22 protein-coding genes are annotated in these 25946 nt (G+C 73.5%); 10 read left to right on the plus strand and 12 right to left on the minus strand.

The genetic code is table 11. From position 1 onward, the window contains the following. The 6 genes from AC2CHG_RS17990 to AC2CHG_RS18015 all read right to left on the minus strand — a co-directional run. On the minus strand, positions 1–1004 hold a 1004-nt coding region (locus AC2CHG_RS17990; RefSeq protein ID WP_484525176.1), incomplete at its 3' end, for a nitroreductase family protein. A 1-nt stretch (position 1005) separates the two neighbouring features. Beyond that, positions 1006–1794 (minus strand): ABC transporter permease, encoded by a 789-nt coding sequence (locus tag AC2CHG_RS17995; RefSeq protein WP_262015535.1) that lies wholly within the window; start codon positions 1792–1794, stop codon positions 1006–1008. A 7-nt stretch (positions 1795–1801) separates the two neighbouring features. Further along, complete coding sequence (locus AC2CHG_RS18000; RefSeq protein WP_484525177.1) at positions 1802–2596, minus strand: ABC transporter permease; 795 nt, start codon at positions 2594–2596, stop codon at positions 1802–1804. After that, positions 2593–3600: an ABC transporter ATP-binding protein gene (locus AC2CHG_RS18005; protein WP_262015537.1), complete on the minus strand. Its 1008-nt coding sequence runs from the start codon at positions 3598–3600 to the stop codon at positions 2593–2595. Before AC2CHG_RS18005 ends, AC2CHG_RS18000 begins: the two co-directional genes overlap by 4 nt. A gap of 18 nt (positions 3601–3618) precedes the next feature. Beyond that, positions 3619–4971, minus strand: a complete 1353-nt coding sequence (locus tag AC2CHG_RS18010) for a glycosyltransferase family 2 protein (protein ID WP_484525178.1) — start codon at positions 4969–4971, stop codon at positions 3619–3621. A gap of 94 nt (positions 4972–5065) precedes the next feature. Next, complete coding sequence (locus AC2CHG_RS18015; protein ID WP_262015539.1) at positions 5066–5284, minus strand: hypothetical protein; 219 nt, start codon at positions 5282–5284, stop codon at positions 5066–5068. 544 nt (positions 5285–5828) lie between these two features. On the opposite strand from AC2CHG_RS18015, the gene glgX reads away from it, so the two are divergent. From glgX to treZ, 3 genes are read left to right on the plus strand one after another with little or no spacing between them, the layout of a single operon-like run. Further along, a complete protein-coding gene (gene glgX / locus AC2CHG_RS18020) occupies positions 5829–7949 on the plus strand; it encodes a glycogen debranching protein GlgX (protein ID WP_355510521.1) in 2121 nt (706 codons plus the stop codon). A gap of 3 nt (positions 7950–7952) precedes the next feature. Continuing rightward, positions 7953–10253, plus strand: a complete 2301-nt coding sequence (gene treY, locus AC2CHG_RS18025; RefSeq protein WP_484525179.1) for a malto-oligosyltrehalose synthase — start codon at positions 7953–7955, stop codon at positions 10251–10253. Next, entirely contained in the window at positions 10250–11983 is a 1734-nt protein-coding gene (gene treZ / locus AC2CHG_RS18030; RefSeq protein WP_484525180.1) for a malto-oligosyltrehalose trehalohydrolase, read from the plus strand. Before treY ends, treZ begins: the two co-directional genes overlap by 4 nt. A 5-nt stretch (positions 11984–11988) precedes the next feature. Here the strand turns inward: treZ and AC2CHG_RS18035 are convergent, their stop codons facing one another. Together AC2CHG_RS18035 and AC2CHG_RS18040 are read right to left on the minus strand one after the other, a co-directional pair. Then, positions 11989–14817 carry an AfsR/SARP family transcriptional regulator gene (locus AC2CHG_RS18035; RefSeq protein WP_484525181.1) on the minus strand — a complete coding sequence of 943 codons (2829 nt, stop codon included), beginning with the start codon at positions 14815–14817 and terminating at the stop codon, positions 11989–11991. 121 nt (positions 14818–14938) lie between these two features. Then, positions 14939–15553 carry a calcium-binding protein gene (locus AC2CHG_RS18040; RefSeq protein ID WP_366620757.1) on the minus strand — a complete coding sequence of 205 codons (615 nt, stop codon included), beginning with the start codon at positions 15551–15553 and terminating at the stop codon, positions 14939–14941. 232 nt (positions 15554–15785) lie between these two features. On the opposite strand from AC2CHG_RS18040, the gene AC2CHG_RS18045 reads away from it, so the two are divergent. Next, a complete protein-coding gene (locus AC2CHG_RS18045; protein ID WP_484525182.1) occupies positions 15786–16433 on the plus strand; it encodes a maleylpyruvate isomerase family mycothiol-dependent enzyme in 648 nt (215 codons plus the stop codon). A gap of 31 nt (positions 16434–16464) precedes the next feature. Here AC2CHG_RS18045 and map read toward each other — a convergent pair whose 3' ends face one another. Beyond that, positions 16465–17238, minus strand: a complete 774-nt coding sequence (gene map / locus AC2CHG_RS18050) for a type I methionyl aminopeptidase (protein WP_262015544.1) — start codon at positions 17236–17238, stop codon at positions 16465–16467. Positions 17239–17304: 66 nt separating this feature from the next. On the opposite strand from map, the gene AC2CHG_RS18055 reads away from it, so the two are divergent. The 3 genes from AC2CHG_RS18055 (at position 17305) to bla (ending at position 19312) form a co-directional block, all read left to right on the plus strand. After that, on the plus strand, positions 17305–17595 hold the full coding sequence (locus AC2CHG_RS18055) for a helix-turn-helix domain-containing protein (protein ID WP_013477014.1): 291 nt from the start codon (positions 17305–17307) through the stop codon (positions 17593–17595). Positions 17596–17644: 49 nt separating this feature from the next. Next, on the plus strand, positions 17645–18253 hold the full coding sequence (locus tag AC2CHG_RS18060; protein WP_484525183.1) for a DUF6518 family protein: 609 nt from the start codon (positions 17645–17647) through the stop codon (positions 18251–18253). A 120-nt stretch (positions 18254–18373) separates the two neighbouring features. Continuing rightward, positions 18374–19312 (plus strand): class A beta-lactamase, encoded by a 939-nt coding sequence (gene bla, locus AC2CHG_RS18065; RefSeq protein ID WP_366620764.1) that lies wholly within the window; start codon positions 18374–18376, stop codon positions 19310–19312. A 13-nt stretch (positions 19313–19325) separates the two neighbouring features. Here bla and AC2CHG_RS18070 read toward each other — a convergent pair whose 3' ends face one another. Then, the gene (locus tag AC2CHG_RS18070) at positions 19326–20804 is read right to left on the minus strand and encodes a glutamate-cysteine ligase family protein (RefSeq protein ID WP_366620766.1); all 1479 of its coding nucleotides are present in this window, start codon (positions 20802–20804) and stop codon (positions 19326–19328) included. A 187-nt stretch (positions 20805–20991) separates the two neighbouring features. Here AC2CHG_RS18070 and AC2CHG_RS18075 point away from each other — a divergent pair, with 187 nt between their 5' ends. Continuing rightward, a complete protein-coding gene (locus tag AC2CHG_RS18075; protein WP_366620768.1) occupies positions 20992–21333 on the plus strand; it encodes a DUF3817 domain-containing protein in 342 nt (113 codons plus the stop codon). On the opposite strand, the gene AC2CHG_RS18080 is transcribed toward AC2CHG_RS18075, so the two are convergent. Both AC2CHG_RS18080 and AC2CHG_RS18085 read right to left on the minus strand, forming a co-directional pair. Next, positions 21314–22204: an alpha/beta fold hydrolase gene (locus AC2CHG_RS18080; protein ID WP_484525184.1), complete on the minus strand. Its 891-nt coding sequence runs from the start codon at positions 22202–22204 to the stop codon at positions 21314–21316. The genes AC2CHG_RS18075 and AC2CHG_RS18080 overlap by 20 nt on opposite strands. Positions 22205–22240: 36 nt before the next feature. Next, on the minus strand, positions 22241–22780 hold the full coding sequence (locus tag AC2CHG_RS18085) for a hypothetical protein (protein WP_410054955.1): 540 nt from the start codon (positions 22778–22780) through the stop codon (positions 22241–22243). Positions 22781–22931: 151 nt separating this feature from the next. Here AC2CHG_RS18085 and AC2CHG_RS18090 point away from each other — a divergent pair, with 151 nt between their 5' ends. Further along, positions 22932–24056 carry a baeRF2 domain-containing protein gene (locus AC2CHG_RS18090; protein WP_135239893.1) on the plus strand — a complete coding sequence of 375 codons (1125 nt, stop codon included), beginning with the start codon at positions 22932–22934 and terminating at the stop codon, positions 24054–24056. Continuing rightward, positions 24049–25797, plus strand: a complete 1749-nt coding sequence (locus AC2CHG_RS18095; RefSeq protein WP_484525185.1) for a thiamine pyrophosphate-binding protein — start codon at positions 24049–24051, stop codon at positions 25795–25797. Before AC2CHG_RS18090 ends, AC2CHG_RS18095 begins: the two co-directional genes overlap by 8 nt. Positions 25798–25946 lie beyond the last annotated feature (149 nt).

Consider the following 25946-nt stretch of genomic DNA (forward strand, 5'->3'; position numbering starts at 1 on the left):
GGGCCGAGGTTCGCGGCGGAGGCGCGGCGGGCGGCGGCCGCGACCAGGTCGAGCGGCCGGGCCGGCGGCAGGTCGAGCGCCCGGTCCGTCGCCGGACCCACCGGGAGGCGCTGGGCCGGAAGGCGGTCGGTCGCCGGCGGTTCGGCGTCGGTGTCCCGGCCGTACGTCGCCCGGTGCAGCGCCACCGCGCTCGGATGGGCGGCCTCGTGGCCGAGCCGGTCGTGGTCCAGCCCGGTCGCCGGGGGCGGCCCGCCGGACACAAGCGGTGTCCAGGAGACGTCAGCGGTCGCCGGGAACTCGATCGCCGCGTAGGTGGCCTCCAACTCGGCGTCGAGTCCGAGCAGCTCACCGGCGAGCGCCGGGTCGAGGTCCAGGCGCGGTGTCGCGTCCACCGGCGACGTGAGCAACTGGGCCAGCAGGACACCGGAGTCGACGATGCCCAGCCGGTAGCCGAACGCCCCGTACTTGCTGGTGTTCTTCCACGGCCGGTGGGTCAGCAGCAGCGCGTGCCGGGGCGCCGCCGCGACCCCGAGAAGCCGGTCGAGCCGGGCGGCCGGGCTGCCCGGCCGCAGCAGTTCCAGGCAGTGGTGGGGCGGGTCGTAGTGGTAGACGCCGGCCGCGAGGTCGGGGGAGCCGGCCCAGGCGAGGTAGATCTCGTTGGGGTGGAACGCCCCGCCGGAGGGCACCGATCGGCGCAGCGTGTGCCAGCCGGGCAGCAGCCGCGAGGGGGTGGGCGTGTCCAGCGGGGAGCCGGTCAACGCGGACAGTCCGGCCAGCGTGATCGTCTCCGCCCGGCGTGGCGCGTACCCGAGAAGCATCGCGCTGAGCCGGTCGAGGCAGCCGTCGCCGAGCGGCGCGGACCCCGGGCCGGGCCACCGCAGCGACCGGCGGGCCGCGCCCGGGTACCGCTTGCCGCAGGGCGGAAGGTACGCCGCCGGCTGCCCGGTGTCGTCCCGCACCGCCGCCAGGTACCGGCCGACGGCGCCGGCCCGCGAGGCCGCCATCTCAGCTGCCCGCGCTCTCGTACCGGCGCAACCCGGCCCGGAAGACCGCCCACGCCCCGGCCGCGCAGGCCGCCGCGACGACCGGGGTGACCGCGCCGGCCGTCGTCGAGGCGCCCTTGTCCAGCAGCGCGGCCGTCGGGAAGTAGCCGACGAACGCGACGGGTACGAGCGTCAGCAGCGATCGCAGACCGGTGCCGTACAGGGTCAGCGGATAGCGGGCCAGGTCGCCCAGGGTGTGCACGCTCGCCGCGAGCGAGCTGGACGGGCTCAGCAGCCAGAAGACGACAGCGTTGGTGGCCAGGTTGACCGCCAGCTTGACCAGCACCCCGCTGGCGAGCAGCACCACCGCCCAGAGCACCGTCAGCGGCGTCCAGGCCAGATCGAGGTGGACGGCCGCGGCGCCGAGCAGCGCCGCGCCGAACCCGACGTTGCCGAGACCGTTGAACCCGACCGCGTTGCCGGTGACCTGGAGCACCACCGGGTAGGGCCGGACCAGCAGGTAGTCCAGCAGGCCGAGGTTGACCAGGCCGCCGAGATGCCAGGTCCCCTCGAACAGCAGGGAGCCGATGCCCTCGGCGAGCATCACCATGGCGCAGACGTACAGCACCTCCCAGCGGGTCCACCCGCCGAGCGCCGTCACCTGCCGGAACACCATGACCACGAAGACCAGTCCGGCGAGCTGACCGAGCACCGTCGCCCCGATCGTCAGGAGCGCGTCGGCCCGGTACTCGAGCACCGCCCGCAGATGCGCGCCGAGCAACCGGCGGTAGATCCGTGCCTCGTGCATCATCGGCCGGTCACCCGCCGTGCGCGGTGAGCCGCCGCACGCCCGCGGACCGCAGCAGCCGGGCCGCACCCCACAACAGCACGACCCAGAGCAGCTGTACGCCGATCAGCGTCACCGCCTCGGCACCCCGTACCTGCCCCAGGTAGATCAGCGCCGGGGTGGAGACGATGCCGGGGAACGGGGACAGCTGGCAGACGACCTGGAGCCAGCCCGGGAATAACGCGATCGGCACGAGCGCCCCGGAGAGGATGTTGGTGACCGCCACCCGGGACAGGCTCAGCCCGTGGAAGTTGCCGGTCCAGAAGCACAGCAGTCCGACGAGGTAGACCAGGCCGAACTTCAGCGGCACCACCGCGAGCAGGCTGAGCAGGAACAGTCCGGCCTGCCCGGCGGCGGGCAGCGCGGCGCCGCCGAACGCCGACACCAGCGTCGCCGCCATCACCGCCACCGTCAGCACCTCGCCGACGACGTATCCGAGCGACAGCGCGAAACGCGAGAGCTGGTAGTCGATCGGCCGGACCAGGTCGAGCGCCACGGTGCCGTGCAGCACCGGGCCGGCGATCTGCGCGTCGGTGAAGCTCGACAGCAGCGCCCCGGTCAGGAACGCCACGACCAGGTAGCCCTTCATCTGCTCCCAGGACAACCCGCCGACCTCGCCACCGGCGGCGCCGGCGAAGACGGCCTGCCAGACCGCGAACAGCGCCACGGTCTGCACCACGACCCCGGTGAGCTGGAGGAGGAACTCGCCCCGGTAGATCAGCAGCGTCGACCAGGACATCCGCGCCAGCGTCAGGTACGCCCTCATGCCGGCACCGAAGGGCTCAGCTCGCCGGCGTACGCCCGACGCACCACGTCCTCGATGGACGGCTCGTCGATCCGGATGTCCACCACCGGCGTCCGGCGGGCGACCACCGAGACGATCTCGCCCGCGCCGTACGCGCCGTGGTCGAACGTGACGGCGATCTGCCGCGCCGGCCCGTCGTGGACGAGCCGGACGCCCGGCAGGTCGGCGTCGAGGTCGCCGTGCCAGTCGGCGCCGAGTGTCAGGTGCACGGTCCGCTGGTCGGCGACCAGCCGGCGGACGGAGTCGATCGAGCCGTCGAAGATGATCCGGCCGCCGTCGATGATCACGAGCCGGCGGCAGACCTGTTCGATGTCACCGATGTCGTGCGTGGTCATCAGCACCGTGGTCCCGCTCGCGCGCTGGGCCCGCAGGAAGTCCCGGACCGCCTGCCGGGCGACGATGTCCAGTCCGATGGTCGGCTCGTCGAGGAACACCACGGGCGGTGAGTGCAGCAGCGCGGCGGCCAGGTCGGCTCGCATCCGCTGGCCGAGCGAGAGTTGCCGGGCGACCACCGGTAGCAGCCGGCCGAGCCCGAGCAGCGCGTCGAACTCCTCCAGGCGTGCCGCGTACCGGGCCCGCGGGATGCGGTGGATGTCGCGCAGCAGCGCGAGGGAGTCGCGGACCTGCAGGTCCCACCAGAGCTGGCTGCGCTGACCGAACAGCACGCCGATGTTGCGGGCGTTGGCGTGCCGGTCGCGGTGCGGGTCGAGGCCGCAGACGCGCACCCGCCCGGCGGTGGGGTGCAGGATGCCGGTGAGCAGCTTGACCGTCGTCGACTTCCCGGCGCCGTTGGGCCCGACGTACGCGACCGCCTCGCCGGAGGAGATCGACAGGTCGACGCCGTCCACCGCCACGTGCTCGACGTGTCGTGGCCGTACGAGATGGCGCAGCGAGCCGCGAAGGCCCGGCTGCTTGTCGGCGATCCGGAACCGCTTGGTCAGGCCACTGGCCTCGATCACTGGCATCGGCGCTGCCGTTCCCGGTCAGCCGGCCGCGACGGCGGCACGGTGGTGCGGGCGCAGCCGCAGCACCGAACCGAGGCCGTCGACCTCGGTCAGGGTGGTCTCGAACGCCGCGCCCATGACCCGGCCGAGGTAACCCAGGCTCGCCGGATCCGGGTCGAACCGCGCCGAGAGCTCCGCGCCGGTGGAGACCAGGTGCACCTCGTCGGCGAGGGAACCGGCGACGTTGACGAACTGGCACAGGTCCTCCCAGTAGAGGTACCGCCAGAAGTCGACGCTGACCACGGCGTCCAGGCTGTCCGGGGCGACCGGTGGCCTGATCCCGACCAGGTGGAAGTTGGCCGGACCCGCGGGCGCCCCGTAGTCGTAGGTCAACGCGCCGTCGGGCAGCCCGGCCTCGGCGCTGCCGGTGCCGACCCACAGCACCCGGTCGCCGGGCAGGCGACCGGCGAGCCGCCGCACCGCAGGACCGATCCGGCACCAGGACCGGCGTACGCAGTCGTCCATCGCCCGGCGGTAGTGCACCACCCGCTCGGCCGCGCGGGCCACGTCCACCGGCCCGGCGAACTCCCACTCCACGACCGGGTACTTCTGCGCGACCCGATCCAGGTTGTCCATGAAGTCGTTCCAGTTCTGGATGACGTTGCGGTGATGCGGCAGGTGGTAGACGGCGGCCAGGTCGTCGTAGGCGAAGTTGCGGCCGAGCACGCCGAGGTGTGCGTGCACCCGGTAGAACAGCTCCATGTCCTCCAGGCCCCAGCGCAGGCCGAAGCCCTCGTCGAACCCGCCGACCGCCTCGAACACGTCCCGGCGTACGGACGCGTTGTGGGTGAAGCAGAACAGCCACCCGGCCAGCAGCCAGTCGTCGCCGGACGGTCCCTCCTCGGTCCCGAACCGCATGTCGCCGCCGCCGGCTCCGCGTAGCCGGGGAACGGGCATCGTCGGCTGGTCGGCCAGCGCCGCGTGCACGTGCTCGATGCCGGTCTCGTCGCGCCGGCCCATCAGCACCGCGGGCGCGGACGGGTCGCTGTGGTGGTCGAGGTGGCGGCGCAGCAGGTCCGGCGTGGCGTACGAGTCGGCGTCGAGGAACAGCAGCAGCGGTGAGGTCGCCCGCCGCGCGGCCTCGTTGCGGGCCGCCGCCCGGCCGCCGCGCTCGGGCCGCTCGACGAAGTGCAGGCGCAGCCCCTTGCCGGCGTCGGCGATGCCGGAGTACTGGCTGCCGTCCCCGCCGTCGCGGACCACGATGACCTCGAAGCGGGCCGGGCCCAGTGTCTGGCGCCGCAGCGACCGCAGCGTGAGCTCCAGACAGGGTGCGTCCGCGTGGGTGGGGATCACCACGCTCAGCTCGACGGCTCGACCGGGTTCAACGCTCATCCGACGTACCTCTCCGCTTACCTCACGAGCCGGACCACCGGCCGCGCCGACGATGGGACGGAGCCGCCGGCGTCGGCCGGCGGCTCCGCGATGATCAGTGGCAGTTGACGCAGCACCACTGGATCGGCCGGCCCTGGCACGCGGCGCCGCCGCAGGAGCCCTTGCCCATGGCGGACGGGTCGGTCAGCGTGATCCCGCCGGCCGCCGGCATGGCGTACAGCCCCGCCGACGCCTCGTCACCGGCGCCCGACCAGGAGACCGCCGTGGTGTCCAGGTCGGACAGGTCGATCGACACGTTCCTGCTTTCACCCATCGATTCATCCTCTTTTCGGATCGATGTGGACAGTGGAACGAAGCGTAGGCCGGTCCTGGTGGGATCGGTGCCGCGCTGATGTAACGGAGAGATAAAGCGAGGCGGAATCGTCAATCAGCGCAGGTGGCGGCCGGTCGGGAACGGAAAGATTCCGGGCGGTGACGCGGCGTAGCTCCAGATCCACTATTCGAGAAATCCCTGCTCAGGTGGGGCCGAACGATGAGTCGTCGGATCAATTGCCCCCTTTTCTGATCGTGTGAAGGCGATGTAACGAGAAGATAAAGTGGGGGAGAGCGTCAATGAATGCGGGTGACCCTCTACTGTGAAGTGACCTGCGTATTCCGCCGACGCCGGTATGGAGAATGCCGGGACGGCGAGCTGGGCGTGACACGGGCACCCGAACGTGACACCCGGCCCCACGAGGGCGGATTTCGGTTACGGTCCGAACGGGTGGATTGACGGGGCGTGCGACGGGGCATCACCGGCGTGCGCATCGGCGGTGCCCCTGCCCGATGCGCTCACGATCATGGGCCGAAGGAGCGACATGCAGGTCTGGCCGGGCGAGAGCTACCCCCTCGGCGCCACGTACGACGGGATGGGCACCAACTTCGCGATCTTCTCCGAGGTGGCGGAGAAGATCGAGCTGTGCCTGTTCGACGAGTGGGACATCGGCACCGAGCGGCGGGTGGAGCTGCGCGAGGTCGACGCGTACGTCTGGCACGCCTACATCCCCGGCGTCGAGCCCGGCCAACGCTACGGCTACCGGGTGCACGGGCCGTGGAACCCGGCCGAGGGGCTGCGCTGCAACCCGCACAAGCTGCTGCTCGACCCGTACGCGAAGGCCGTCGACGGGGAGATCACCTGGGATCCGTCGGTCTACGACTACGAGGTCGGCGGCGACCCGGACCGGATGAACACCGCCGACTCGGCGCCGTACATGCCGAAGTCGGTGGTGGTGAACCCGTACTTCGACTGGGGCAACGACCGGCCGCCGCGCACCCCGTACCACCACTCGGTGATCTACGAGGCGCACGTGCGCGGCCTGACCATGCGCCACCCGGGCATCCCGGAGGAGCTGCGCGGCACGTACGCGGCGATCGCCTCACCGGTGATGATCGAGCACTTCAAGCGGCTCGGCGTGACGGCGGTGGAGCTGATGCCGGTGCACGAGTTCGTGCACGACCACCGCCTGGCCGACCTGGGGCTGCGCAACTACTGGGGCTACAACACCATCGGCTTCTTCGCCCCGCACCACGGCTACTCCGCGCTGGGCCGCCTCGGCCAGCAGGTGCAGGAGTTCCGGGGCATGGTCAAGGCCCTGCACGCCGCCGGCATCGAGGTCATCCTCGACGTGGTCTACAACCACACCGCCGAGGGCAACCACCTCGGCCCCTCGCTGAGCTTCAAGGGCATCGACACCCCGAGCTACTACCGGCTCTCCGAGGACGACCGGCGTTACTTCGTCGACTACACCGGCACCGGCAACAGCCTCAACGTGCGCAGCCCGCACTCGCTGCAACTGATCATGGATTCGTTGCGCTACTGGGTCACCGAGATGCACGTCGACGGTTTCCGGTTCGACCTGGCCGCCACGCTCGCCCGCGAGTTCTACGAGGTGGACCGCCTGTCCACGTTCTTCGAGGTGGTGCAGCAGGACCCGGTGGTCGGCCGGGTGAAGCTCATCGCCGAACCGTGGGACGTCGGCCCCGGCGGCTACCAGGTCGGCAACTTCCCGCCGCAGTGGACCGAGTGGAACGGCAAGTACCGCGACACCGTACGCGACTTCTGGCGCGGCGAGCCGGCCACCCTCGCCGAGTTCGCCTCGCGGATCTCCGGCTCCGCCGACCTCTACCAGGACGACGGCCGCCGCCCGTTCCACAGCATCAACTTCGTCACCTGCCACGACGGGTTCACGCTCACCGACCTGGTCTCCTACAACGACAAGCACAACGACGCGAACGGCGAGGACAACCGGGACGGGGAGAGCCACAACCGGTCCTGGAACTGCGGCGTCGAGGGCGAGACCGACGATCCCGGTGTACGCGCGCTGCGCGCCCGGCAGCGGCGCAACTTCCTGGCCACGCTGATGCTGTCCCAGGGCGTGCCGATGCTCGGCCACGGCGACGAGCTGGGCCGCACCCAGCGCGGCAACAACAACGCCTACTGCCAGGACAGCGAGATCGCCTGGGTGGACTGGGACCGGGCCGACGACGAGCTGCTGGACTTCGTCCGCCGGCTCACCGACTTCCGCAACCGGCATCAGGTGTTCCGCCGCCGCCGGTTCTTCACCGGCCTGCCGGTGGGCGGCCGCGCCGCCGGTTCCGGGCTGCCCGACCTGGCCTGGTACACCCCGGACGGCCGGGAGATGACCGGCGAGGACTGGGGCAACGACTTCGGCCGCTCGGTGGCCCTGTTCGTCAACGGCGACGGCATCGGCGAACGCGGCCAGTACGGCCAGCGCCACCGGGACGACTCGTTCCTGCTGCTGTTCAACGCGCACGACGCGCCGCTGGACTTCACGCTGCCCGGCGAGGAGTTCGGCACCCGGTGGGAGCTGGTGATCAGCACCGCGGAACCCGACCCGGAGAAGACGACACTGGTCGAGGCGGGCGGCACGGTCTGCGTACCGGACCGCTCGCTGCTGGTCCTGGAGAGGACGGCCTGACCCATGCCCGACACCCCCCGCTCGACGTACCGGGTCCAGGTGCGGCCCGGCTTCGACCTGGACACCACGGCCGAGCTGGCGGGCTACCTCGCCGCGCTCGGCGTCACCCACCTCTACACCGCGCCCCTGCTCACCGCCACCCCCGGCTCCACGCACGGCTACGACGTGGTCGACCACCGTGCGGTCAACCCGCAGCTCGGCGGCGAGGCCGCCCGGGCGCGGCTGGTCCGGGCGCTGCGCGCGGCCCGGCTCGGCCTGGTCGTGGACATCGTGCCCAACCACGCCGGGGTCGCCCGGCCCGACGCCAACCCGGCCTGGTGGGACGTGCTGCGGCGGGGCCGCGACTCGGCGTACGCGCGCTGGTTCGACATCGACTGGGACCGTGGGCGGCTGCTGCTGCCGGTGCTCGCCGACACCGCCGACGCGCTCGACGACCTGAAGCTCGTCGACGGGGAACTGCGCTACCACGAGCACCGCTTCCCGGTCGCCGACGGCACCGGCGACGGCACGCCCCGCCAGGTGCACGACCGGCAGCACTACGAGCTGGTGAACTGGCGGCGCGGCGACGCCGAGCTGACGTACCGCCGGTTCTTCGCCGTCTCCGACCTGGCCGGCCTGCGGGTGGAGGACCCGGAGGTGTTCGACGCCACCCACGCGGAGGTCCTGCGCTGGGTCGGCGCCGGCGAGGTCGACGGCATCCGCGTCGACCACCCGGACGGGCTGCGCGACCCGGCCGGCTACCTGGCCCGGTTGCGCGCCGCCGCGCCGGAGAGCTGGCTGGTGGTGGAGAAGATCCTGGAGTACGGCGAGGACCTGCCGGACTGGCCGGTCGACGGCACCACCGGCTACGACGCGCTGGCCGCCGTGTCCGGGCTGTTCGTCGACCCGGACGCCGAACCGGAGTTCACCACGCTCGACGGCCGGCTGACCGGGCGGCACACCTCCTGGCCGGACCTGACGCACGCCACCAAGCTGGAGGCCGCCACCCGGCTGCTCGCCGCCGAGCTGACCCGCCTGGCCGCGCTCGTGCCGGAGCTGCCGGGCGAGCAGGTCCGCGCCGCGCTGGCCGAGCTGGCCGCCTGCTTCCCGGTCTACCGCGGCTATCCGCCCTCCGGCGCCCGGCACCTGGCCGCCGCCCGCAGCGAAGCGGGCCGCCGCCGCCCCGACCTGACCGGCGTCCTCGACCAGGTCACCGCCCGGCTGCGTGACCCCGGCCACGAGCTGGCCGCCCGGTTCCCGCAGTTCACCGGCGCGGTGATGGCCAAGGGCGTGGAGGACACCGCGTACTACCGGTGGAGCCGGTTCGTCGCCCTCAACGAGGTCGGCGGCAGCCCGGCCCACTTCGGTGTGCCCCCGGCCGAGCTGCACCGCTTCGCCGCCAGCCGGCACGTGCGCTGGCCGGCGAGCATGACCGCGCTGTCCACCCACGACACCAAGCGCGGCGAGGACGTCCGCGCCCGCCTCGCGGTGCTGTCCGAGCTGCCCGGCCGCTGGGCCGAGCGGGTCGCCGACTGGATGTCGCGCGCGCCGCTGGCCGACCCCGCGCTGGCCCACCTGCTCTGGCAGACCGCCGTCGGGGCGTGGCCGATCGAACGGGAGAGACTGCACGGGTACGCCGAGAAGGCCGCCCGGGAGGCGTCGGTCACCACCAGCTGGGCCGACCCGGACCCGGCCTTCGAGCACGAGCTGCACGCCCTGGTCGACCGGATGTACGACGACCCGGAACTGCACGCCCAGATCACCGCGTTCGCCGCCGAGATCACCCCGCCCGGCTGGTCCAACGCCCTCGGGCAGAAGCTGGTGCAGCTCGCCATGCCCGGCGTGCCGGACGTCTACCAGGGCACCGAACTGTGGGAGAACTCGCTCGTCGACCCGGACAACCGGCGGCCTGTCGACTTCGCCGTACGCCGGGACATGCTGGCCCGGCTCGACGCCGGCCGGCGGCCCGCGGTCGTCGGCGACGGCGCGGCCAAGCTGCTCGTGGTGTCCCGGACGCTGCGGCTGCGCCGCGACCGCCCGGACCTGTTCGGCGGCTACCGGCCGGTGCCGGCGCGCGGCCCGGCCGCCGCGCACGCGGTGGCATTCGACCGGGGCGGCGCGGTCGCGGTGGCGACCCGGCTGCCGCTGCGGCTGGCCCGCTCCGGCGGCTGGCGGGACACGACCGTGTCACTTCCCGTTCACGGGTGCACCGACTTGTTCACCGGACGGGTCTACAGTGGTTCTGAGCTGCTCCTGGATGATCTGCTGAGCACCTATCCCGTCGCCCTCCTCGCACCCACCGACTCTGTGGAGGCCGCCGCATGACCGAGTTCACGGTGTGGGCGCCCGAGGCAGCGCGGGTGCGGCTGCGCCTGCCCGGCGTCGCCGACCACGCGATGCGTCAGGGGCCGGACGGCTGGTGGCGGGTCGAGGTGCCCGACGCCGGGCCGGGCACCGACTACGCGTTCCTGCTCGACGACGACGACCAGGCGCTGCCCGACCCCCGCTCGGCCTGGCAGCCGGCCGGGGTGCACGGGCCCAGCCGGCTCTACGACCACGCGGCGTTCGGCTGGACCGACGCCGCCTGGACCGGCCGGCAGCTGCCCGGCAGCGTGCTGTACGAGCTGCACATCGGCACGTTCACCGCCGAGGGCACGTTCGACGCCGCGATCGCCAGGCTCGACCACCTCGTCGACCTCGGCGTCGACATGGTCGAGCTGCTGCCCGTCAACGCGTTCAACGGCGAGTACAACTGGGGATACGACGGTGTCTGCTGGTACGCGCCGCACGAGCCGTACGGCGGCCCGGACGGCCTGAAACGGTTCGTCGACGCCGCCCACGCCAAGGGCCTGGGGGTGATCCTCGACGTCGTCTACAACCATTTCGGGCCCTCCGGGGCCTACGCGCCGCGGTTCGCGCCGTACCTCACCGAGCAGAGCAACACCTGGGGCCGCACCGTCAACCTGGACGGCCCGCACTCCGACGGGGTACGCCGCTACATCGCCGACAGTGTGCTGGGCTGGCTGCGTGACTACCACGTCGACGGGCTGCGGCTGGACGCCGTGCACGCCATGCCGGACGGCCGGGCCGTGCACTGGCTGGAGGAGGTCGCCGCCGAGGTGGAGGCGCTGTCGACGCACCTGGGGCGGCCGCTGTCGCTGATCGCCGAGAGCGACCTCAACGACCCGCGCCTGATCACGCCCCGCGAGGCGGGCGGGTACGGCCTGCACGCCCAGTGGAACGACGACGCCCACCACGCGCTGCACACGCTGCTCACCGGCGAGCGGCAGGGCTACTACGGCGACTTCGGCTCCCTGAAGTGCCTCACCGACGTGCTGACCGGCGGCTTCTTCCACGCCGGCACCTGGTCCAGCTTCCGGGGCCGCAGCCACGGCCGCCCGGTCGACAGGCAGCACACCCCCGGCCACCGCTTCGTGGCGTACCTGCAGAACCACGACCAGATCGGCAACCGGGCCACCGGCGACCGGATCTCCGCCACGCTGTCACCAGGCCTGCTGCGGGTCGGCGCGACGCTGCTGATGACCGCGCCGTTCACGCCGATGCTGTTTATGGGGGAGGAGTGGGCGGCCTCCACGCCGTGGCAGTTCTTCACCAGCCACCCCGAGCCGGAACTCGCCGCGGCGGTCGCCACCGGCCGCCGCCGCGAGTTCGCCGACCACGGCTGGGCCACCGAGGACGTACCCGACCCGCAGGACCCGCAGACGTTCCTGCGGTCCCGGCTGGACTGGGCCGAGCTGGACAAGCCGGAGCACCGCGAGACGTACGACCTCTACCGGCGGCTGATCGCGCTGCGCCGCTCCCGGGCCGACCTGTCGGACCCCCGGCTGGACCGGGTCGACGTCCGCCACGGCGACCGCTTCCTGGTGATGCGGCGCGGCGAGACGCTCGTGGTGGCGAACCTGGCCGGCCGGGCACAGCGGATCAACCTGCCCGGCGTGGTACGCCGTGTGCTCCTTGCCACGTCAGAGGGCGTCACGGTGATGCGCGACGGCGTCGAGCTGCCGCCGGAGTCGGCCGCGATCGTGGCGCTCTGACCGTCTCACCGGTGAAGTTTGCGCCGTACCGCCGCGGCGTCGGCGTGACCGAGCTCGTCGAGCAGCGAGAGTGACCGTCGCCAGGCGTCCCGGGCCGCGTCCGTCCGCCCGGCCGCGGCCCACGTGTCGCCGAGGTGGTCCAGCACGATGCCTTCGGCATGCCGGTCACCGATGTCGGCGAACAGGGCGAGGGCCTGCTGGAAGCAGTCGACGGCGTGCTCGTACTCGCCGAGATGGTGGTGGGCGAAGCCGATGCTGTCCCACGTGTTCGCCTGCCCGTACGCGCTGCCGGCCTGCTCGGACAGGGCGAGCGCCCGGCGGCAGTAGACGATCGCGTAGTGGTGCTCGCCGAGCTGCGAGTGGTACCAGCCGATCGCGTTGAGCGCCACCGCCTGCTTGAGCGGGCCGCCGACGCGTTCGTAGAGGGCGAGACTCCGCCGCGCGTGCGGCAGGGCCTCCCGGGGCTGCCGCTGCCGGTCGTGGAGCATGCTGAGGTCGAAATGGGTGTGCGCCAGCCCCTCGTCGTCACCCAGGGCGGCGAACAGGTCCAGCGCGGCGAGAAGGTTGCGCTGCGCCTCGGCGTACCGGCCGAGGTTGGAGCAGGCCCCGGCGAGGAGCCGGTGCGCCTGGGCCTGCGCCGGGCGGTCACCCGAGCGTCCGGTCGCCTCGACCGCCCGGCGGGCCACAGTGGCCCAGTCGTGCCAGTGGCCCTGCCTGTCGAAGTAGGTGGCCAGGGTCCACGACAGCTGCCCGGCAGCGGTGTCGAGACCGCTGCCCGCGGCGTACTCGATGGTCGCCATGAGCACCTGGTGCTCGCGGGTGAACCAGGCCAGCGCCGCCGCCAGGTCGTCGAGCCGTTCGGCGGTCACCCCCGGCGCGGCGGGGGTGAGGGTCAGCGGGTCGCGCTGCGGGGACAGCAGCAACGCGGCCGCGTGCGCGGTGTGCAGGTGGTGGTCGACCAGCCGGCGCAACGCGCACCGGGAACCGGCCTCGTCCCCGGCCGCCCGTTCGGCAGCGAACGTCCGGACCAGGTCGTGCATGCGGTACCGGCCCGCGACGTGTTCCTGCACGAGGTGCGCGTCGACCAGCTCGCGCAGCAGCAGGCGTGACTCGTCCGGCGTACGGGCGGTCAGGCCGGCCGCCGCGGCCCGGCTGATGTCCGGGCCCGGGGCGAGGCCGAGCAGCGTGAACACCTCCGCCGCGGCGGGCGTGAGCGCCGCGAGCGAGCGGGACAGCACCACGCGCAGGTTCGTCGTCGCCTCGTCGCCGGCCAGCGCGTCCAGCGGGTGGACCGCCGTGGTCAGCTCCGCCGCGACCGACGACAGCGGGAGGCCGGGGTGGAGCGCGGCGCGGGCCGCCACGATCCCGAGCGCCAGCGGCAGACCTCCGCAGAACCGCAGGACGGCCGCGACGGCGTCCGGCTCTGCCGCCACCCGCGCGGGGCCCACCTGCCGGACGATCAGCTCGCGGGCCTCGTCGTCGGGCAGCACGTCCAGCGGCAGCGGTCGCGCGCCGTGGGTGGTCACGAGGGCGGCCAGCTGCCGGCGGCTGGTCACCAGGACCGCACTCGTGGGCGTACCGGGCAGCAGCGGGATCACGGTGGCGGCGTCGCGGGCGTCGTCGAGGACCACCAGCAGCCGGCGGCCGGCGACGAGCGTCCGGTACAGCGACGCCTGGGCCTCCGGATCGGCCGGTACGCGTGCCGGTTCGACGCCGAGCGCATCGAGGAAGCCGCGCACGGCCACCGGCCAACCGACCGGATCCCCGGTCGGGTCGAAGCCGCGCAGGTTGACGTAGAGCTGCCCGTCGGGGAAGCGGCCGGCGTTGGCGTGCGCCCAGCGCAGCGCCAGCCAGGTCTTGCCGACGCCACCGCCGCCGCCGATGGACGAGATCACCACCGGTGATCCGGCGCCGTCCGGGTGGCCCGCGTCGGCGAGTTGTTCGTCGAGGCGCGCGAGCTGGGCGGTACGGCCGGCGAAGACCCCTGGTGACGCGGGTAGCTGCCGGGGCACGGTGCCCGCATCCCGGGCCGCGCCGGGCGACCGGTCGGTGGCCGGCGTGCCCGGTTCCCCGTCTGCCGGGAGGTCCGGCGGCGCGATCGCCGCGTCGGCGGTGAGGATCTGCTGGTAGAGCTGTGCCAGCGGCGGGCTGGGGTCGGCGCCTATCTCGGCGGCCAGCCTCCGGCGCAGCCGGTGGAAGTGCGCGAGGGCGTCGGCCTGCCGCCCGCACCGGTACAACGCCAGCATCGCCTGCGCCGCCAGGCGCTCGTCCCACGGGTGCCGGCCGCTCAGCGCCAGGACGTCGGGGAGAAGGCGGGCGTGCCCGCCGCGCCGCAGGGCGATGTCGTTGCGGTCCAGCGCGGCGGCGAGCCGCTGCCGGTCGAGGGTCTGCCGGTAGGCCGCCAGCCACGGCGTGGTCAGCCCGTCGAACGCCTCGCCGCGCCAGAGACCCAGCGCCCGTTCCAGGCAACCGATCGCTGTCGCGTCGTCCCCGGCGCGCCGAGCCTGTTCGGTCAGCGCGCGGAAGCGGTGCAGGTCGACGCGGTCCGGGTCGACGGCGAGCAGATAGCCGGGATGGCGCCGGACGATGCGGACCTCGTCCGCGCCGGCCAGCGCCTGGCGGAGCCGGGACAGGTAGCCACGCAGGGTGGCGGCGGCCCCGTCCGGCACCTCGTCGCCCCAGACCCGGCTGATGAGATGCTCGGTCGCGACGACCCGGTTGGGCTCGACCAGCAGGGCGGCGAGGACGCACTGCTGACGGGCGTGACCGATCCGGACCGTCCGGCCGTCGATCCGGACGTCCAGGTCGCCGAGCACCCGGAACTCCACCGCCACGGAGTGTCACGGTAGCCGTGTGCGGTGGTGGTCGGACCGGGGGTGACGACGATCCGACAGGCGGCAGCGCGGCGGTCCGAGTTCCCGGTCTCCCGGTGCGCGGACCGCCGTGCCGGCGGGATCACGGGCAGTTGATCGGGAGATCCAGTGTGGGCCGGGGATCGTCGATCACCGCGTCCGGTCCGCAGTCACCGTCGTCCCAGCCGGGGCCGCCGACCAGGGTGTCCGCGCCCTTGTCGCCGAAGAGGTGGTCGTCGTTGCTGCCGCCGTCCACGCGGTCGTCGCCGTCCAGCGCGCTGGGTCCGATGAAGCGGTCACCGTGGATGGTGTCGGCGCCGCCGTCGCCGTGGAGGTTGTCGTCGCCCAGGTCGCCCCAGATGTCGTCGCCGGTCAGGCCGCCGTAGACGATGTCGTCGCCGCTGTTGGCCTGGATGTCGTCGTTGCCGTCGAGCGCGCAGATGACGTCGTCGTTGACACTTCCGACGATGACGTTGCGAGTTGTCGTGCCGATGATGAACTCCGGGCCGTTGGCGTTGTTGCTGACATAGAGCGCGCCGGCGAATCTCAGGGTGTAGCCGGCCGGCACCGGCGCCCCGGAGTAGGGGCCGCAGTCGGCGGGGACGATGTAGGCCGCCGACGCCGGGGTGGCGCCGGTGGCCAGGCCCGCGACGGCCAGGACGAGCGCACCGGCCACCGAGGCGGCGGTACGGGCGGTGGAGAGGAACTTGTGTGGCATGACGCTTCTCCCTTGCGGTTGATGTGTGCGAGAAGCGTCACCGGTGAGCGTTGGACGGACGTGCAGCAAACGTTGAACCCGCTCTGCCCCGTCGATCTTGGACTTGTGGCGCCTCGAAAGTCGCGCATGTCCGTTTCGTGAACCACCACAACTCCAAGATCGGCGGGCGGGGAGCGGTGAGTTCGCCGAGCGGGCGCGGTCCGACCTCTGACGGCCCGACTCTGGAGGTTTCATGTCCGACACGCTGACCCGCCGCGAGCTGTGGGCGCTCGCGCATGCCGAGCGCGCCGCCCTGGCCGACGATCTCGCCGGGCTGGACGCGGCGCAGTGGGCCCGGCCCTCGCTGTGCGGCAGGTGGACGGTGCAGGAGACGCTCGCGCACATGACGGCGGCGGCGAGCGTCGGCCGGGCGCGCTGGCTCGCCAGCGTGCTCGGCGCCCGGTTCGACTTCGATCTGCACAACGACCGCCGGCTGGCCGAGCACCGGGGCGCCGACCCGGGGGAGACGCTGCGCCGCTTCCGCCGGATCGTCGGCAGCACCACGTCGACGTTCGGGCCGACCGAGGCGTGGCTCGGTGAGGTGGTCGTGCACGCCCAGGACATCCGGCGTCCGCTCGGCCTGACACGTACGCCGTCGGTCGAGGCCGTCACGCCGGTCGCCCGGTTCTACGCCGGGCGGGACTTCACGGTGGCCGGGCGCAGCGCGATCGAGGGCCTGCGGGTGGAGGCCACCGACGGCCCGTTCACCGCCGGCAACGGCCCGCTGGTCAGCGGCACCACGCTCGCGCTGATGATGGCGATGGCCGGGCGGGCCGCGTACTGCGACGACCTCACCGGGCCCGGAGTCCCGACCCTGCGGGAGCGGTGCGCGCCCGCGTGACCAAGGCCGGTGACCCGGGGTCGGGCCCGGGTCACGGCTTCGGCAGCGTCAGGATCTCCGCGCCGTCGTCGGTGATGGCGATGGTGTGCTCGCTGTGTGCGGTACGGCAGCCGGTCGCGCTGCGCAGCGTCCACCCGTCGGCGTCGGTGACCAGCGTGGCGGTGTCCGCCATGACCCACGGCTCCAGCGCCAGCAGCAGCCCGGGCCGCAGTGTGTAGCCGCGACCGGGCCGCCCGGTGTTCGACACGTGCGGGTCCTGGTGCATCGTCGACCCGACGCCGTGGCCGCCGAACTCGGTGTTGACCGTGTACCCGGCTTCGGTGAGGACCGAGCCGATGGCGTACGAGAGGTCGCCGACGCGGGCGCCGGGGCGGGCCGCGGCGATCCCGGCCTGCAATGCCCGTTCGGTCGCGTCGATGAGCGCGACGCTCTCCGCGGGCCGGGTGTCACCGACGACGAAGCTGATCGCGGAGTCGGCCACCACCCCGCCCAGGGAGACGGCCAGGTCGAGGCTCAGCAGGTCGCCGTCGGCGAGCGTGTAGTCGTGCGGCAGCCCGTGCAGCACCGCGTCGTTGACCGAGGTGCAGATGTAGTGGCCGAACGGGCCGCGCCCGAACGACGGCTCGTAGTCGACGTAGCAGGACTGCGCCCCGGCCTCGGCGATCATGCGCTGGGCCTGCCTGTCGATGTCGAGCAGGTTGGTGCCGACGGTGGTGCTGCCGCGCAACGTCTGCAGGATGTGGGCGACCAGGGCGCCGGTGTCCCGCGCCCGCCGGACGTCGGTGCGGCTCAGGATCTCGATCATGCAGGCGCCTTCCTCGCAGAACCAATAAGTATCCCGGCCATGTTATCCCGGTATTAGAATCCTGGCATGGTCCGGTTGCCCCTCACCCCCGCCGAGGTCGAGCGCGGGCAGCGCCTCGGTGCACTCCTGCGCCGCGCACGCGGTGAGCGCTCGATGCTGCTCACCGCGCTCGACGCCGGTGTCTCCCCGGAGACGCTCCGGAAGATCGAGTCCGGCCGGGTCGCCACGCCGGCGTTCCCCACCATCGCGGCCATCGCCGACGTCCTCGGCCTCTCCCTCGACGAGGTGTGGGCCGAGATCAACCGCTCCGACGCCGCGGTGCGTCTCGCGCCGTCGGAGCGGCGCCTGGCCTCGTAGCGCTGCCCTGTCGGTGAGGAGAGCATACCGAGTATGTATGCTCCCTCGCATGCCACCCTCGCGTCGTGCCGTCGCCCTCGTCGTTCCCGTCGCCGGTTTCCTGCTCGGCTTCCTGGACTTCGTCTGGATCAAGTGGGTGCCGTTCCCCTTCGCCGAACTCGGCAACTCCACCGCCACCTGGGCGGTGGCCGCGTTCGCGCTGGGCTGGTGGATCCGGGCGGGCGCGGTGCGCGCCGCCGTGGCCGCCAGCGTCCTGCTGATCGTCGCGGTGCCCAGCTACTACCTGGCGGCGACGCTGCTCCAGGGCGACGACCTCGCCGTGATCTGGTCGCCCACCTCGATCGTCTGGATGGCGTTCGGCGTGGTGGCGGGCGTGGTGTTCGGCGTCGCCGGCATCTGGGCGCGGACGCAGGGATGGCGGCGGATCGTGGGGGCCGCCCTGCCGGTGGCCGTCTTCGTCGAGGAGGCACTGCGGTTCGCGCTGAAGTCGCGGTCCGGTTATCCCGCAGCGTGGTGGAACGTGGCGATCGACCTCGCGCTCGCCGCGCTGCTGGTGGTGCTGATCGGCCGGTCCGCCCGGGTGCGGCTGCTGGCCGCGGCGGTGGCGCTGCCGCTGGCCGCGGCGGGCGCTGTCACGTTCGCCGCCGTCGCGGGCTGACCCGTCGCGCCGCGCCGGCGGGCCACCGCGCCGACCGAGAGACGGCGGTCTGCCGGTCCGACCGGGATCGGCGACAATGACCCGAGAACGGCGTGGTCCGGACGACGGGGGAGGAAACGGATGATCCGACGGCAGGTGCTCGCAGCGGCGATGCTCACGGCGACGGCTCTGCTGGCCGGCTGCACGAAGGACCGGCCCGAGGCCGCGCCGCCCACCAGCGCCCCGGCCGCATCCACCGCCACGGCCACGCCGAGCGAGACACCGAGCGCCGAGCCGGTGCCCGCGCCGGCCGAGCTGGCGGCACTGGAGCGGCGCTTCGACGCCCGGATCGGCGTCTTCGCCCTCGACACCGGCACCGGCCGTACCCTCGCGCACCGGGCCGACGAGCGGTTCGCGTACGCCTCGACCTGCAAGGCGCTCGCGGCGGGTGCGATGCTGGCCGCCACGTCCGACACTGACCGGGACCGGGTGGTCCGCTACCGGCGCGCGGACCTCGTGGCGCACTCCCCGGTGACCGAACGGCACGTGGAGACCGGGATGACGCTGCGGGACGCCGCCGAGGCGGCGGTGCGGTACAGCGACAACACCGCCGGCAACCTGCTGTTCGACGCGCTCGGCGGCCCGGCGGGCTTCGCGCAGGCGCTCCGGGAGGTGGGCGACTCGGTCACCCGGCCCGCCCGTACCGAGCCGGAACTCAACGCGGCCACGCCCGGCGACGAGCGCGACACCAGCACGCCCCGCGCGCTGGCCGGCTCGCTGCGGGCGTACACGCTGGGGGAGGCCCTGCGGCCCGCGGACCGCGACCTGCTGCTGGGCTGGATGCGGGCCAGCACCACCGGCAGCGGGCTGGTCCGGGCCGGCGTGCCGGCCGGCTGGCAGGTGGCGGACAAGTCCGGCACCGGCGGGTACGGCACCCGCAACGACATCGCCGTGGTGTGGCCGCCGGACCGGGCGCCGATCGTGCTGGCGGTCATGACCGGTCGCGACGGCCGCGACGCGAAGCCCGACGACGCCCTGGTCGCCCAGGCCGCGCGGGCGACAGTGACCGCGTTGCGCTGATGGGCGGCCCGGCTCAGGGGATGGGCCACTCGTGCACGGGCCGGTTGCTGTGCATCAGGTCGACGTAGTGCCGGACCACCTCGCGCAGGGCCGCCGGCCGGTCCATGTGGTCGGCCGACTCCAGCCGGTGCAGCGTCTCCACCTGCCAGGTCGCGCCGTTGCGGCCGGTCAGGCAGCGTTGCTCGACGATGCCGAGCAGCCGGTCCCGCTCGGCCGGGTCGAGGCCCCAGCGGTCCAGCCCGTGGTGGGCCATCGGCAGCAGGCGGCGCAGCACCAGCTCGGTCACCGGCAGGTAGCCGAGCCCCGGCCAGTACACCTGGGCGTCGATGCCGTGCCGGGCGCAGGCGTTGAAGTTCTCCTCGGCCGCGCTGAACGACATCTGCGACCACAGCGGACGGTCCGACTCGGCGAGCGCCCGGACCAGGCCGAAGTAGAACGCGCCGTTCGCCACCGTGTCGAGCACCGTCGGACCGGCCGGCAGCACCCGGTTCTCCACCCGCAGGTGCGGCCGGCCCTTGAGCACGTCGTAGACCGGCCGGTTCCACCGGTAGATGGTGCCGTTGTGCAACCGCAGCTCGGCCAGCTTCGGCACGCCGCCGCTGTGCAGCGTGGCCGCCGGGTCCTCCGGGTCGCACACCGGCAGCAGCGCCGGGAAGTAGCGCACGTTCTCCTCGAACAGGTCGAACACCGAGGTGATCCAGCGCTCGCCGAACCACACCCGCGGGCGTACGCCCTGGGCCTTGATCTCCTCCGCGCGGGTGTCGGTGGCCTGCTGGAACAGCGGCACCCGGGTCTCGCGCCACAGCTCCCGGCCGAAGAACAGTGGGGAGTTCGCGCCGAGCGCCACCTGGACGCCGGCGACCGCCTGGGCCGCGTTCCAGTAGTCGGCGAACTGCGCCGGGCTGACCTGGAGGTGGAACTGGGTGCTGGTGCACGCCGCCTCGGGGGTGATCGTGTCGGCGGTGGTGGCCAGCCGCTCCACCCCGCTGATCGCGATCGGCAGGTCCTCGCCGCGCGCGGCGAAGATCTGCTCGTTGAGCAGCGCGTACCGGGGATTCGCCGACAGCGTCTCGGCGGTCAGGTGCTCCGGGCGCAGCGTCGGCAGGATGCCGACCATCACCATGTGCGCGCCGACCGTCCGGGCCTTCTCCTCGGCGGCGTTCAGGCTGGCCCGGACGTGCTCCTCGAACGCCGCCGTGCCGGTGCCGGCCAGCCGCCGCGGCTCGACGTTGATCTCCACGTTGAACTGGCCCAGCTCGGTCTGGAACGCCGGGTCGGCGATCGCCTCCAGCACGTCGGCGTTGCGCATGGCCGGGTCGAAGCCGTCGTCGACCAGGTTCAGCTCGATCTCCAGGCCGGTCATCGGCCGCTCCACGTCGAACCGGGACTCCCGCAGCATCTCGGCGAACACGTCCAGGCACCGCCGGACCTTCTCGCGATAGCGGGCCCGGTCCTCCCGGCTGAAGGTACGCACGCCGACGTCCTCGCCCATGGTCACCACCCTGTCACCGTTGGTTCTCCCCAACCTCGCACGGAGTGGCGGGTCAGGAAAGGCCCGGAGGCCCTTTTCTGTACCCCGTGGCGGCCCCGGTGATCCCCGTCGCCGGGCTGCGGGTTCCGTCCGGGCGGCCCGGCCCGGGCGGCTAGCATGGCCGCCGACGGCGAAGGGGAGTGGCGGAATGCGCGACGGGTGGATCCGGGCGTTCGTGGTGGCGGCGTTCGCCGAGGGCTGCTCGTGGGCGGCGCTGCTGGCCGGTATGGCGGTCAAGTACGGCCCGCCCGGCAACGAGATCGGCGTGAAGATCTTCGGCCCGATCCACGGCGCGCTGTTCGTGGTCTACGGCCTGCTGACGCTCGTGGTGGCCCGGCGGCGCCGCTGGACGCTCGTGCAGACCGGGCTGGCCCTGGCCAGCGCGGTGCCCCCGTTCGCCACAGTGCTGTTCGAGCGCTGGGCGAACCGCCGGGGCCTGCTCGACGCCCCGGCTCCGGTGGAGCGGTCGCTCACCCCCGCCGGTCGCTGACCGCGGCGACGTCCTCCGCGAGGAAACCGGCCAGCACGTCGGTCAGCTCCCGCGGCGCCTCCTCGGCCATGTGGTGCCCGGACGGGATCGACGCGGTCCGCACGTCGTCGGCCCAGTCGCGCCAGATCGCGGCCGGGTCGCCGTAGAGGTCGACCATGTCGTCGCGCTCGGACCAGGCGAACAGCATCGGGCAGCCGATCCGGCGGCCGGCGGCCCGGTCGGCGTCGTCCGCCGCCCGGTCCGGCCCGAGCCCGGCCCGGTAGTCCTCGCACATGGCGTGCACCGTCGCCGGATCACCGATGGCCCGCCGGTAGTCGGCGTACGCCTGCTCGCCCATCTCCTCCGGTGACCCGCCGTACCAGGCGTCCGGGTCGGCGTTTATGACCCGCTCGGCCGGCTTGGCGAGCTGGCCGAGGAAGAACCAGTGCCACCAGCGGGCGGCGAACCGGGCGTCGCAGCGGGCCAGCGCCTCACCGATCGGCACCCCGTCCAGCACGCCGAGGCGGCTCACCCGGTCCGGATGGTCCAGGGCGGTCCGCATCGCCACGTACGCGCCGCGGTCATGACCGATCACGGCGGCCCGGCGGTGGCCGAGCGCGTCGAGCAGCCCGACCACGTCGGCGGCCATCGCCCGCTTGGAGTAGACGGTGTGCTCCGGGTCGCTCGGCGGCTTCGACGAGCCGCCGTAACCGCGCAGGTCCGGGCAGATCACCGTGTGCCGCGCGGCCAGCCGCGGCGCCACCCGGTGCCAGGTCGCATGGGTACGCGGGTGCCCGTGCAGCAGCACCACCGGTGGCCCGGAGCCGCCGTGGCGTACGCGCAGGCGCACCGCGCCGACGTCGATCTCGGTGAGCGTGAAACCGGGGAACATGGCCGCAGCGGTGCCCACCACCGGTGACGGGGAAACCTAGGTCAGGGCCGAGCAGGCGGCCACGCCGAACAGCAGCACGGCGCCCAGCATCGCCTGGAGCAGCAGCGCCGGACCCAGGTGCGACCAGAGCGTGGCCGTACGCGGGGTGAGCAGCTGCCCGGTGGTCAGATTGACGATCCGCTCGATCCGCGGCGGCAGGTCCTCGTCGCGTTGCGCTCGCAGCGTGAGCTGGACGTGGTCGCCGGGGTGCAGCGCGCTCTGCGGCAGGTGGCCGTGCAACTCGACCTCGACCAGCCGGCCGGTGGCGTCGCGGACCCGGACCGGGGTGACCAGGAACTCCGGCCCCTTCTTCAGCTCCTTGAAGCTGCGCCGAGCCCCGCCGCCGCCACTGCTGAGCAACGCGCGCACCACCTTCAGCAGCAGCCCCACCACCCCCGCGGCGGTGAGCACCGCGACCAGCGCGGGCTGCCCGACCCGGACCTCCCGGGCGTAACCCTCCATCAACCGGACCAGACGCCCGGTGACGACACGCTCCGTCGGGTGGACGACGCGTCGGGTGTACAACTCCGTATCCATGTTCACCACCGAGAGTCCCGTTCCGTGCACAGATGGTATCGGCCCTTCGGGTTGAACGACGTGAATGAACGGCGGTCACGCCCGGGCGGCCGGCAGGTGAACTCCGCCGGGGCGCGGGTATGCGTGCGGCCGAGCCGGAAAGGGGTCGAGCATGCAGCTGTCCTTCCTGCGCCCGCTCTACGACCGTCCCGGGCCGTGGTGCTCGGTGTACATGGACGCCTCCCGCGACACCCAGGACGCGCGAGCGCAGGTCGACCTGCGCTGGCGGGCCCTCAAGGGCGACCTGCTGGGGCAGGGCGCCGACCCGGTCACCGTCGAGGCGGTGGAGGAGGTCGTCCGCCGGCACCAGCCGATGCCCGGCGACTACGGCATCGCCGTGTTCGCCAGCCGGGGCCGCGTGGTGCTCACCGAGTACCTGTCCGCACCGCCGCTGCGCGACCTGGCGAGCTGGTCGGCGCTGCCGCACACCATGCCGCTCGTGGCCCAGCGGGGCGAACAGGTGGCCTGGGTGCGGGTGCTGGCCGACCGCACCGGCGCGGACGCCATGGCGGTCAGCGCCGGCGGGGTGCCCCGGCGGGCCCAGGTGCAGGGCGGGCAGAGCCGCCAGCTGCGCCGGGTGCAGCCGGGTGGCTGGTCGCAGTCCCGCTACCAGCGCGCCGCCATGGAGGCGTGGCACCAGAACGCCGGTGACGCCGCCGCGGCCACCGCCGACCTGGCCGAGCGCGTCGGCGCGGACGTCGTCGTGGTGGCCGGGGACGTCCGGGCCACCGGCATGATCGCCGCCCAGCTCCCCGCCCGCTGGCAGGACGTGCTGGTCCGCACCGACGCGGGCGCCCGCGACGTGGGCGCCGACGACACGCTGATGGACGACATCACCGTGCAGACCGTCGCCGAGGTCGCCGACCGGCGGATCGCCGCCGCGCTGGACCGCTTCGGCGTCCAGGAGGACGTCGGCGCCGGTCTCGACGCCGTGGTCTCCGCGCTGCAACGCAACCAGGTCGACACCATGCTCATCGTGGACGACCCGTCGGCCGACGGCGAGCTGTGGGTGGGCCCCGAGCCGACCGAGATCGCCACCGACCCGGGGCAGCTGGCCGGCATGTCGGTGGCCGACCCCCAGCGGGTACGCGCCGACGCGGCGCTGCTGCGCGCGCTGATCGGCACCGACGCGGACCTGACGGTGCTCGCGCCCGAGGAGGCGCCGGAGCTGACCGACGGGGTCGGCGCGGTGCTGCGCTACGTCGACGCGAGCACGCCGGGGCGGGGTAATGGCTGAGCGCATCGTCGCCGACCTGGTGGTCGAACGCCTGCGGGCCTGGCGGGTGCCGCGGGTGTTCGGCTGTCCGGGCGCGGCGATCGCCCCGCTGGTGGGCGCGCTCGACGACGCGGGCGGGGACCCGGCCTTCGTCCCCGCCCGGCACGAGGAGACCGCCTCGTACATGGCCACCGGGCACGCGAAGTTCACCGGAGGCGTCGGGGTGTGCCTGGCGACCCAGGGCCCGAGCGCGGTGCACCTGCTCAACGGGCTCTACGACGCCAAGCTCGACAGCAAGCCGGTGGTCGCGATCATCGGCGAGGACGTCACCGGCCCGCTCGGCGGCGCGCACGAGGAGATCGGGCTGAGCCGGCTCTTCGGCGACGTGTGCAACCAGTTCGTCCGCTACGGCCGTAGCCCGGAACAGGTGCCGGCGCTGCTCGACCAGGCGTTCCGTACCGCCGCGGCGACCCGCAGCCCGACCTGCGTGGTGCTGCCGCGCGCGTTGCAGGTCACCGCCGTACCGGACCTGCTGCCGCAGACCGCCGGGGTGGTCACCGCGACGCCCGGCGAGCCGCTGGCCCGGGTGCTGCCGCACGACGCCGACCTGGACGCCGCCGCCTCGCTGCTCGGCAACGGGCGGCGGGTGGCGATGCTCGTCGGCCAGGGCGCGCACGGCGCGGCCGAGGAGATCGTCGCGCTCGCCGACCGGCTCGGCGCGGGCGTGGCCACGTCGCTGCTGGGCAAGCCGGTGCTCGACGAGCGGCTGCCGTTCCACACCGGCGTGCTCGGCGAGGTCGGCACCACCGCCGCCGCGCAGCTCATGGGCTCCTGCGACACGCTGCTGATGATCGGCACGAACGATCCGTGGACCGACTGGTTCCCGCTGCCGGGCCAGGTACGCACCATCCAGATCGACATCGACGGCCGGCGCATCGGCACCCGCTACCCGGTGGACGTGCCGCTGGTCGGCGACGCCGCCGAGACGTTGCGGGCGCTGCTGACCCGGGTGCCGGAGAATCCCCACCGCGAGTGGCGCGGCACGGTGGAGAAGATGGTGGACCGGTGGCGTGAGGCCGCCGCCGAGCGCGCCGCCACGCCCGCCGATCCGGTCGACCCGCGGCTCGTGCTCCGCGAACTGTCCACCCGGCTGCCCCGGCACGCCTCCGTCGCCGTGGACGTCGGCTCGGTCGTCTACTGGTACGCCCGGCATCTGGAGCTGCCGCCGGGGGTGCAGGCGCGGCTGTGCGGCACGCTCGGCTCGATGGGCTGCGCGCTGCCGTACGCGGTAGCGGCCAAGCTGGCCCGCCCGGACGAGCCGGTGCTCGCGCTGCTCGGCGACGGCGCGATGCAGCTCAACGGCCTGGCCGAGTTGATCACTGTGGCGCACCACTGGACGCGGTGGCGCGATCCGCGGCTGATCGTGCTGGTGCTGAACAACAGGGACCAGTCCGGTGTCGGCGGCGGGCGGTCACCGGGGGAGCGGGGGCCCGAGGTGCCGTACGCCGGGTGGGCCCGCCTGCTCGGGCTGCACGGCGTCCGGGTGGACCGGCCGGACCTGGTCGGACCCGCCTGGGACGAGGTGCTGGCGGCCGACCGGCCCGCCGTCCTGGAGGCGGTGGTGGACCCGGCCGTGCCGCTGGACGCGCCCGAACCGGCGCTGGCCGACCTGCGCGGCCTGGTGGCCGACGGGGACGCGGCCCGCCGGGTGCGGGAGCGGGTGATCCAGACCGAGGCCATCGCGGCCGACGAAGTCGTTTAGCGGCATCGGGGCGGGGCACTGCGGCCGGGCGCAACCGTCCCGGGAGGTCACCATGTCCGTCGCCGCCGACAGCCGTTACGGCCCCGCTCCGCTGCCCGCGGCGCGCGGGCCGGTCTCCGCCGCGCTGCTGGCCGCGCTGCGCGGCGCTC

Source organism: Micromonospora sp. ATLC20, assembly GCF_057196585.1.

What these genes read in the sequence shown, in the direction of transcription:
- AC2CHG_RS17995 (WP_262015535.1), bottom strand. Translation starts at nt 1,794, where the DNA reads ATGATGCACGAGGCACGGATCTACCGCCGGTTGCTCGGCGCGCATCTG.
- AC2CHG_RS18000 (WP_484525177.1), bottom strand. Translation starts at nt 2,596, where the DNA reads ATGAGGGCGTACCTGACGCTGGCGCGGATGTCCTGGTCGACGCTGCTG.
- AC2CHG_RS18005 (WP_262015537.1), bottom strand. Translation starts at nt 3,600, where the DNA reads ATGCCAGTGATCGAGGCCAGTGGCCTGACCAAGCGGTTCCGGATCGCC.
- AC2CHG_RS18010 (WP_484525178.1), bottom strand. Translation starts at nt 4,971, where the DNA reads ATGAGCGTTGAACCCGGTCGAGCCGTCGAGCTGAGCGTGGTGATCCCC.
- AC2CHG_RS18015 (WP_262015539.1), bottom strand. Translation starts at nt 5,284, where the DNA reads ATGGGTGAAAGCAGGAACGTGTCGATCGACCTGTCCGACCTGGACACC.
- glgX (WP_355510521.1), top strand. Translation starts at nt 5,829, where the DNA reads ATGCAGGTCTGGCCGGGCGAGAGCTACCCCCTCGGCGCCACGTACGAC.
- treY (WP_484525179.1), top strand. Translation starts at nt 7,953, where the DNA reads ATGCCCGACACCCCCCGCTCGACGTACCGGGTCCAGGTGCGGCCCGGC.
- treZ (WP_484525180.1), top strand. Translation starts at nt 10,250, where the DNA reads ATGACCGAGTTCACGGTGTGGGCGCCCGAGGCAGCGCGGGTGCGGCTG.
- AC2CHG_RS18040 (WP_366620757.1), bottom strand. Translation starts at nt 15,553, where the DNA reads ATGCCACACAAGTTCCTCTCCACCGCCCGTACCGCCGCCTCGGTGGCC.
- AC2CHG_RS18045 (WP_484525182.1), top strand. Translation starts at nt 15,786, where the DNA reads ATGTCCGACACGCTGACCCGCCGCGAGCTGTGGGCGCTCGCGCATGCC.
- map (WP_262015544.1), bottom strand. Translation starts at nt 17,238, where the DNA reads ATGATCGAGATCCTGAGCCGCACCGACGTCCGGCGGGCGCGGGACACC.
- AC2CHG_RS18055 (WP_013477014.1), top strand. Translation starts at nt 17,305, where the DNA reads ATGGTCCGGTTGCCCCTCACCCCCGCCGAGGTCGAGCGCGGGCAGCGC.
- AC2CHG_RS18060 (WP_484525183.1), top strand. Translation starts at nt 17,645, where the DNA reads ATGCCACCCTCGCGTCGTGCCGTCGCCCTCGTCGTTCCCGTCGCCGGT.
- bla (WP_366620764.1), top strand. Translation starts at nt 18,374, where the DNA reads ATGATCCGACGGCAGGTGCTCGCAGCGGCGATGCTCACGGCGACGGCT.
- AC2CHG_RS18070 (WP_366620766.1), bottom strand. Translation starts at nt 20,804, where the DNA reads ATGGGCGAGGACGTCGGCGTGCGTACCTTCAGCCGGGAGGACCGGGCC.
- AC2CHG_RS18075 (WP_366620768.1), top strand. Translation starts at nt 20,992, where the DNA reads ATGCGCGACGGGTGGATCCGGGCGTTCGTGGTGGCGGCGTTCGCCGAG.
- AC2CHG_RS18080 (WP_484525184.1), bottom strand. Translation starts at nt 22,204, where the DNA reads ATGTTCCCCGGTTTCACGCTCACCGAGATCGACGTCGGCGCGGTGCGC.
- AC2CHG_RS18085 (WP_410054955.1), bottom strand. Translation starts at nt 22,780, where the DNA reads ATGGATACGGAGTTGTACACCCGACGCGTCGTCCACCCGACGGAGCGT.
- AC2CHG_RS18090 (WP_135239893.1), top strand. Translation starts at nt 22,932, where the DNA reads ATGCAGCTGTCCTTCCTGCGCCCGCTCTACGACCGTCCCGGGCCGTGG.
- AC2CHG_RS18095 (WP_484525185.1), top strand. Translation starts at nt 24,049, where the DNA reads ATGGCTGAGCGCATCGTCGCCGACCTGGTGGTCGAACGCCTGCGGGCC.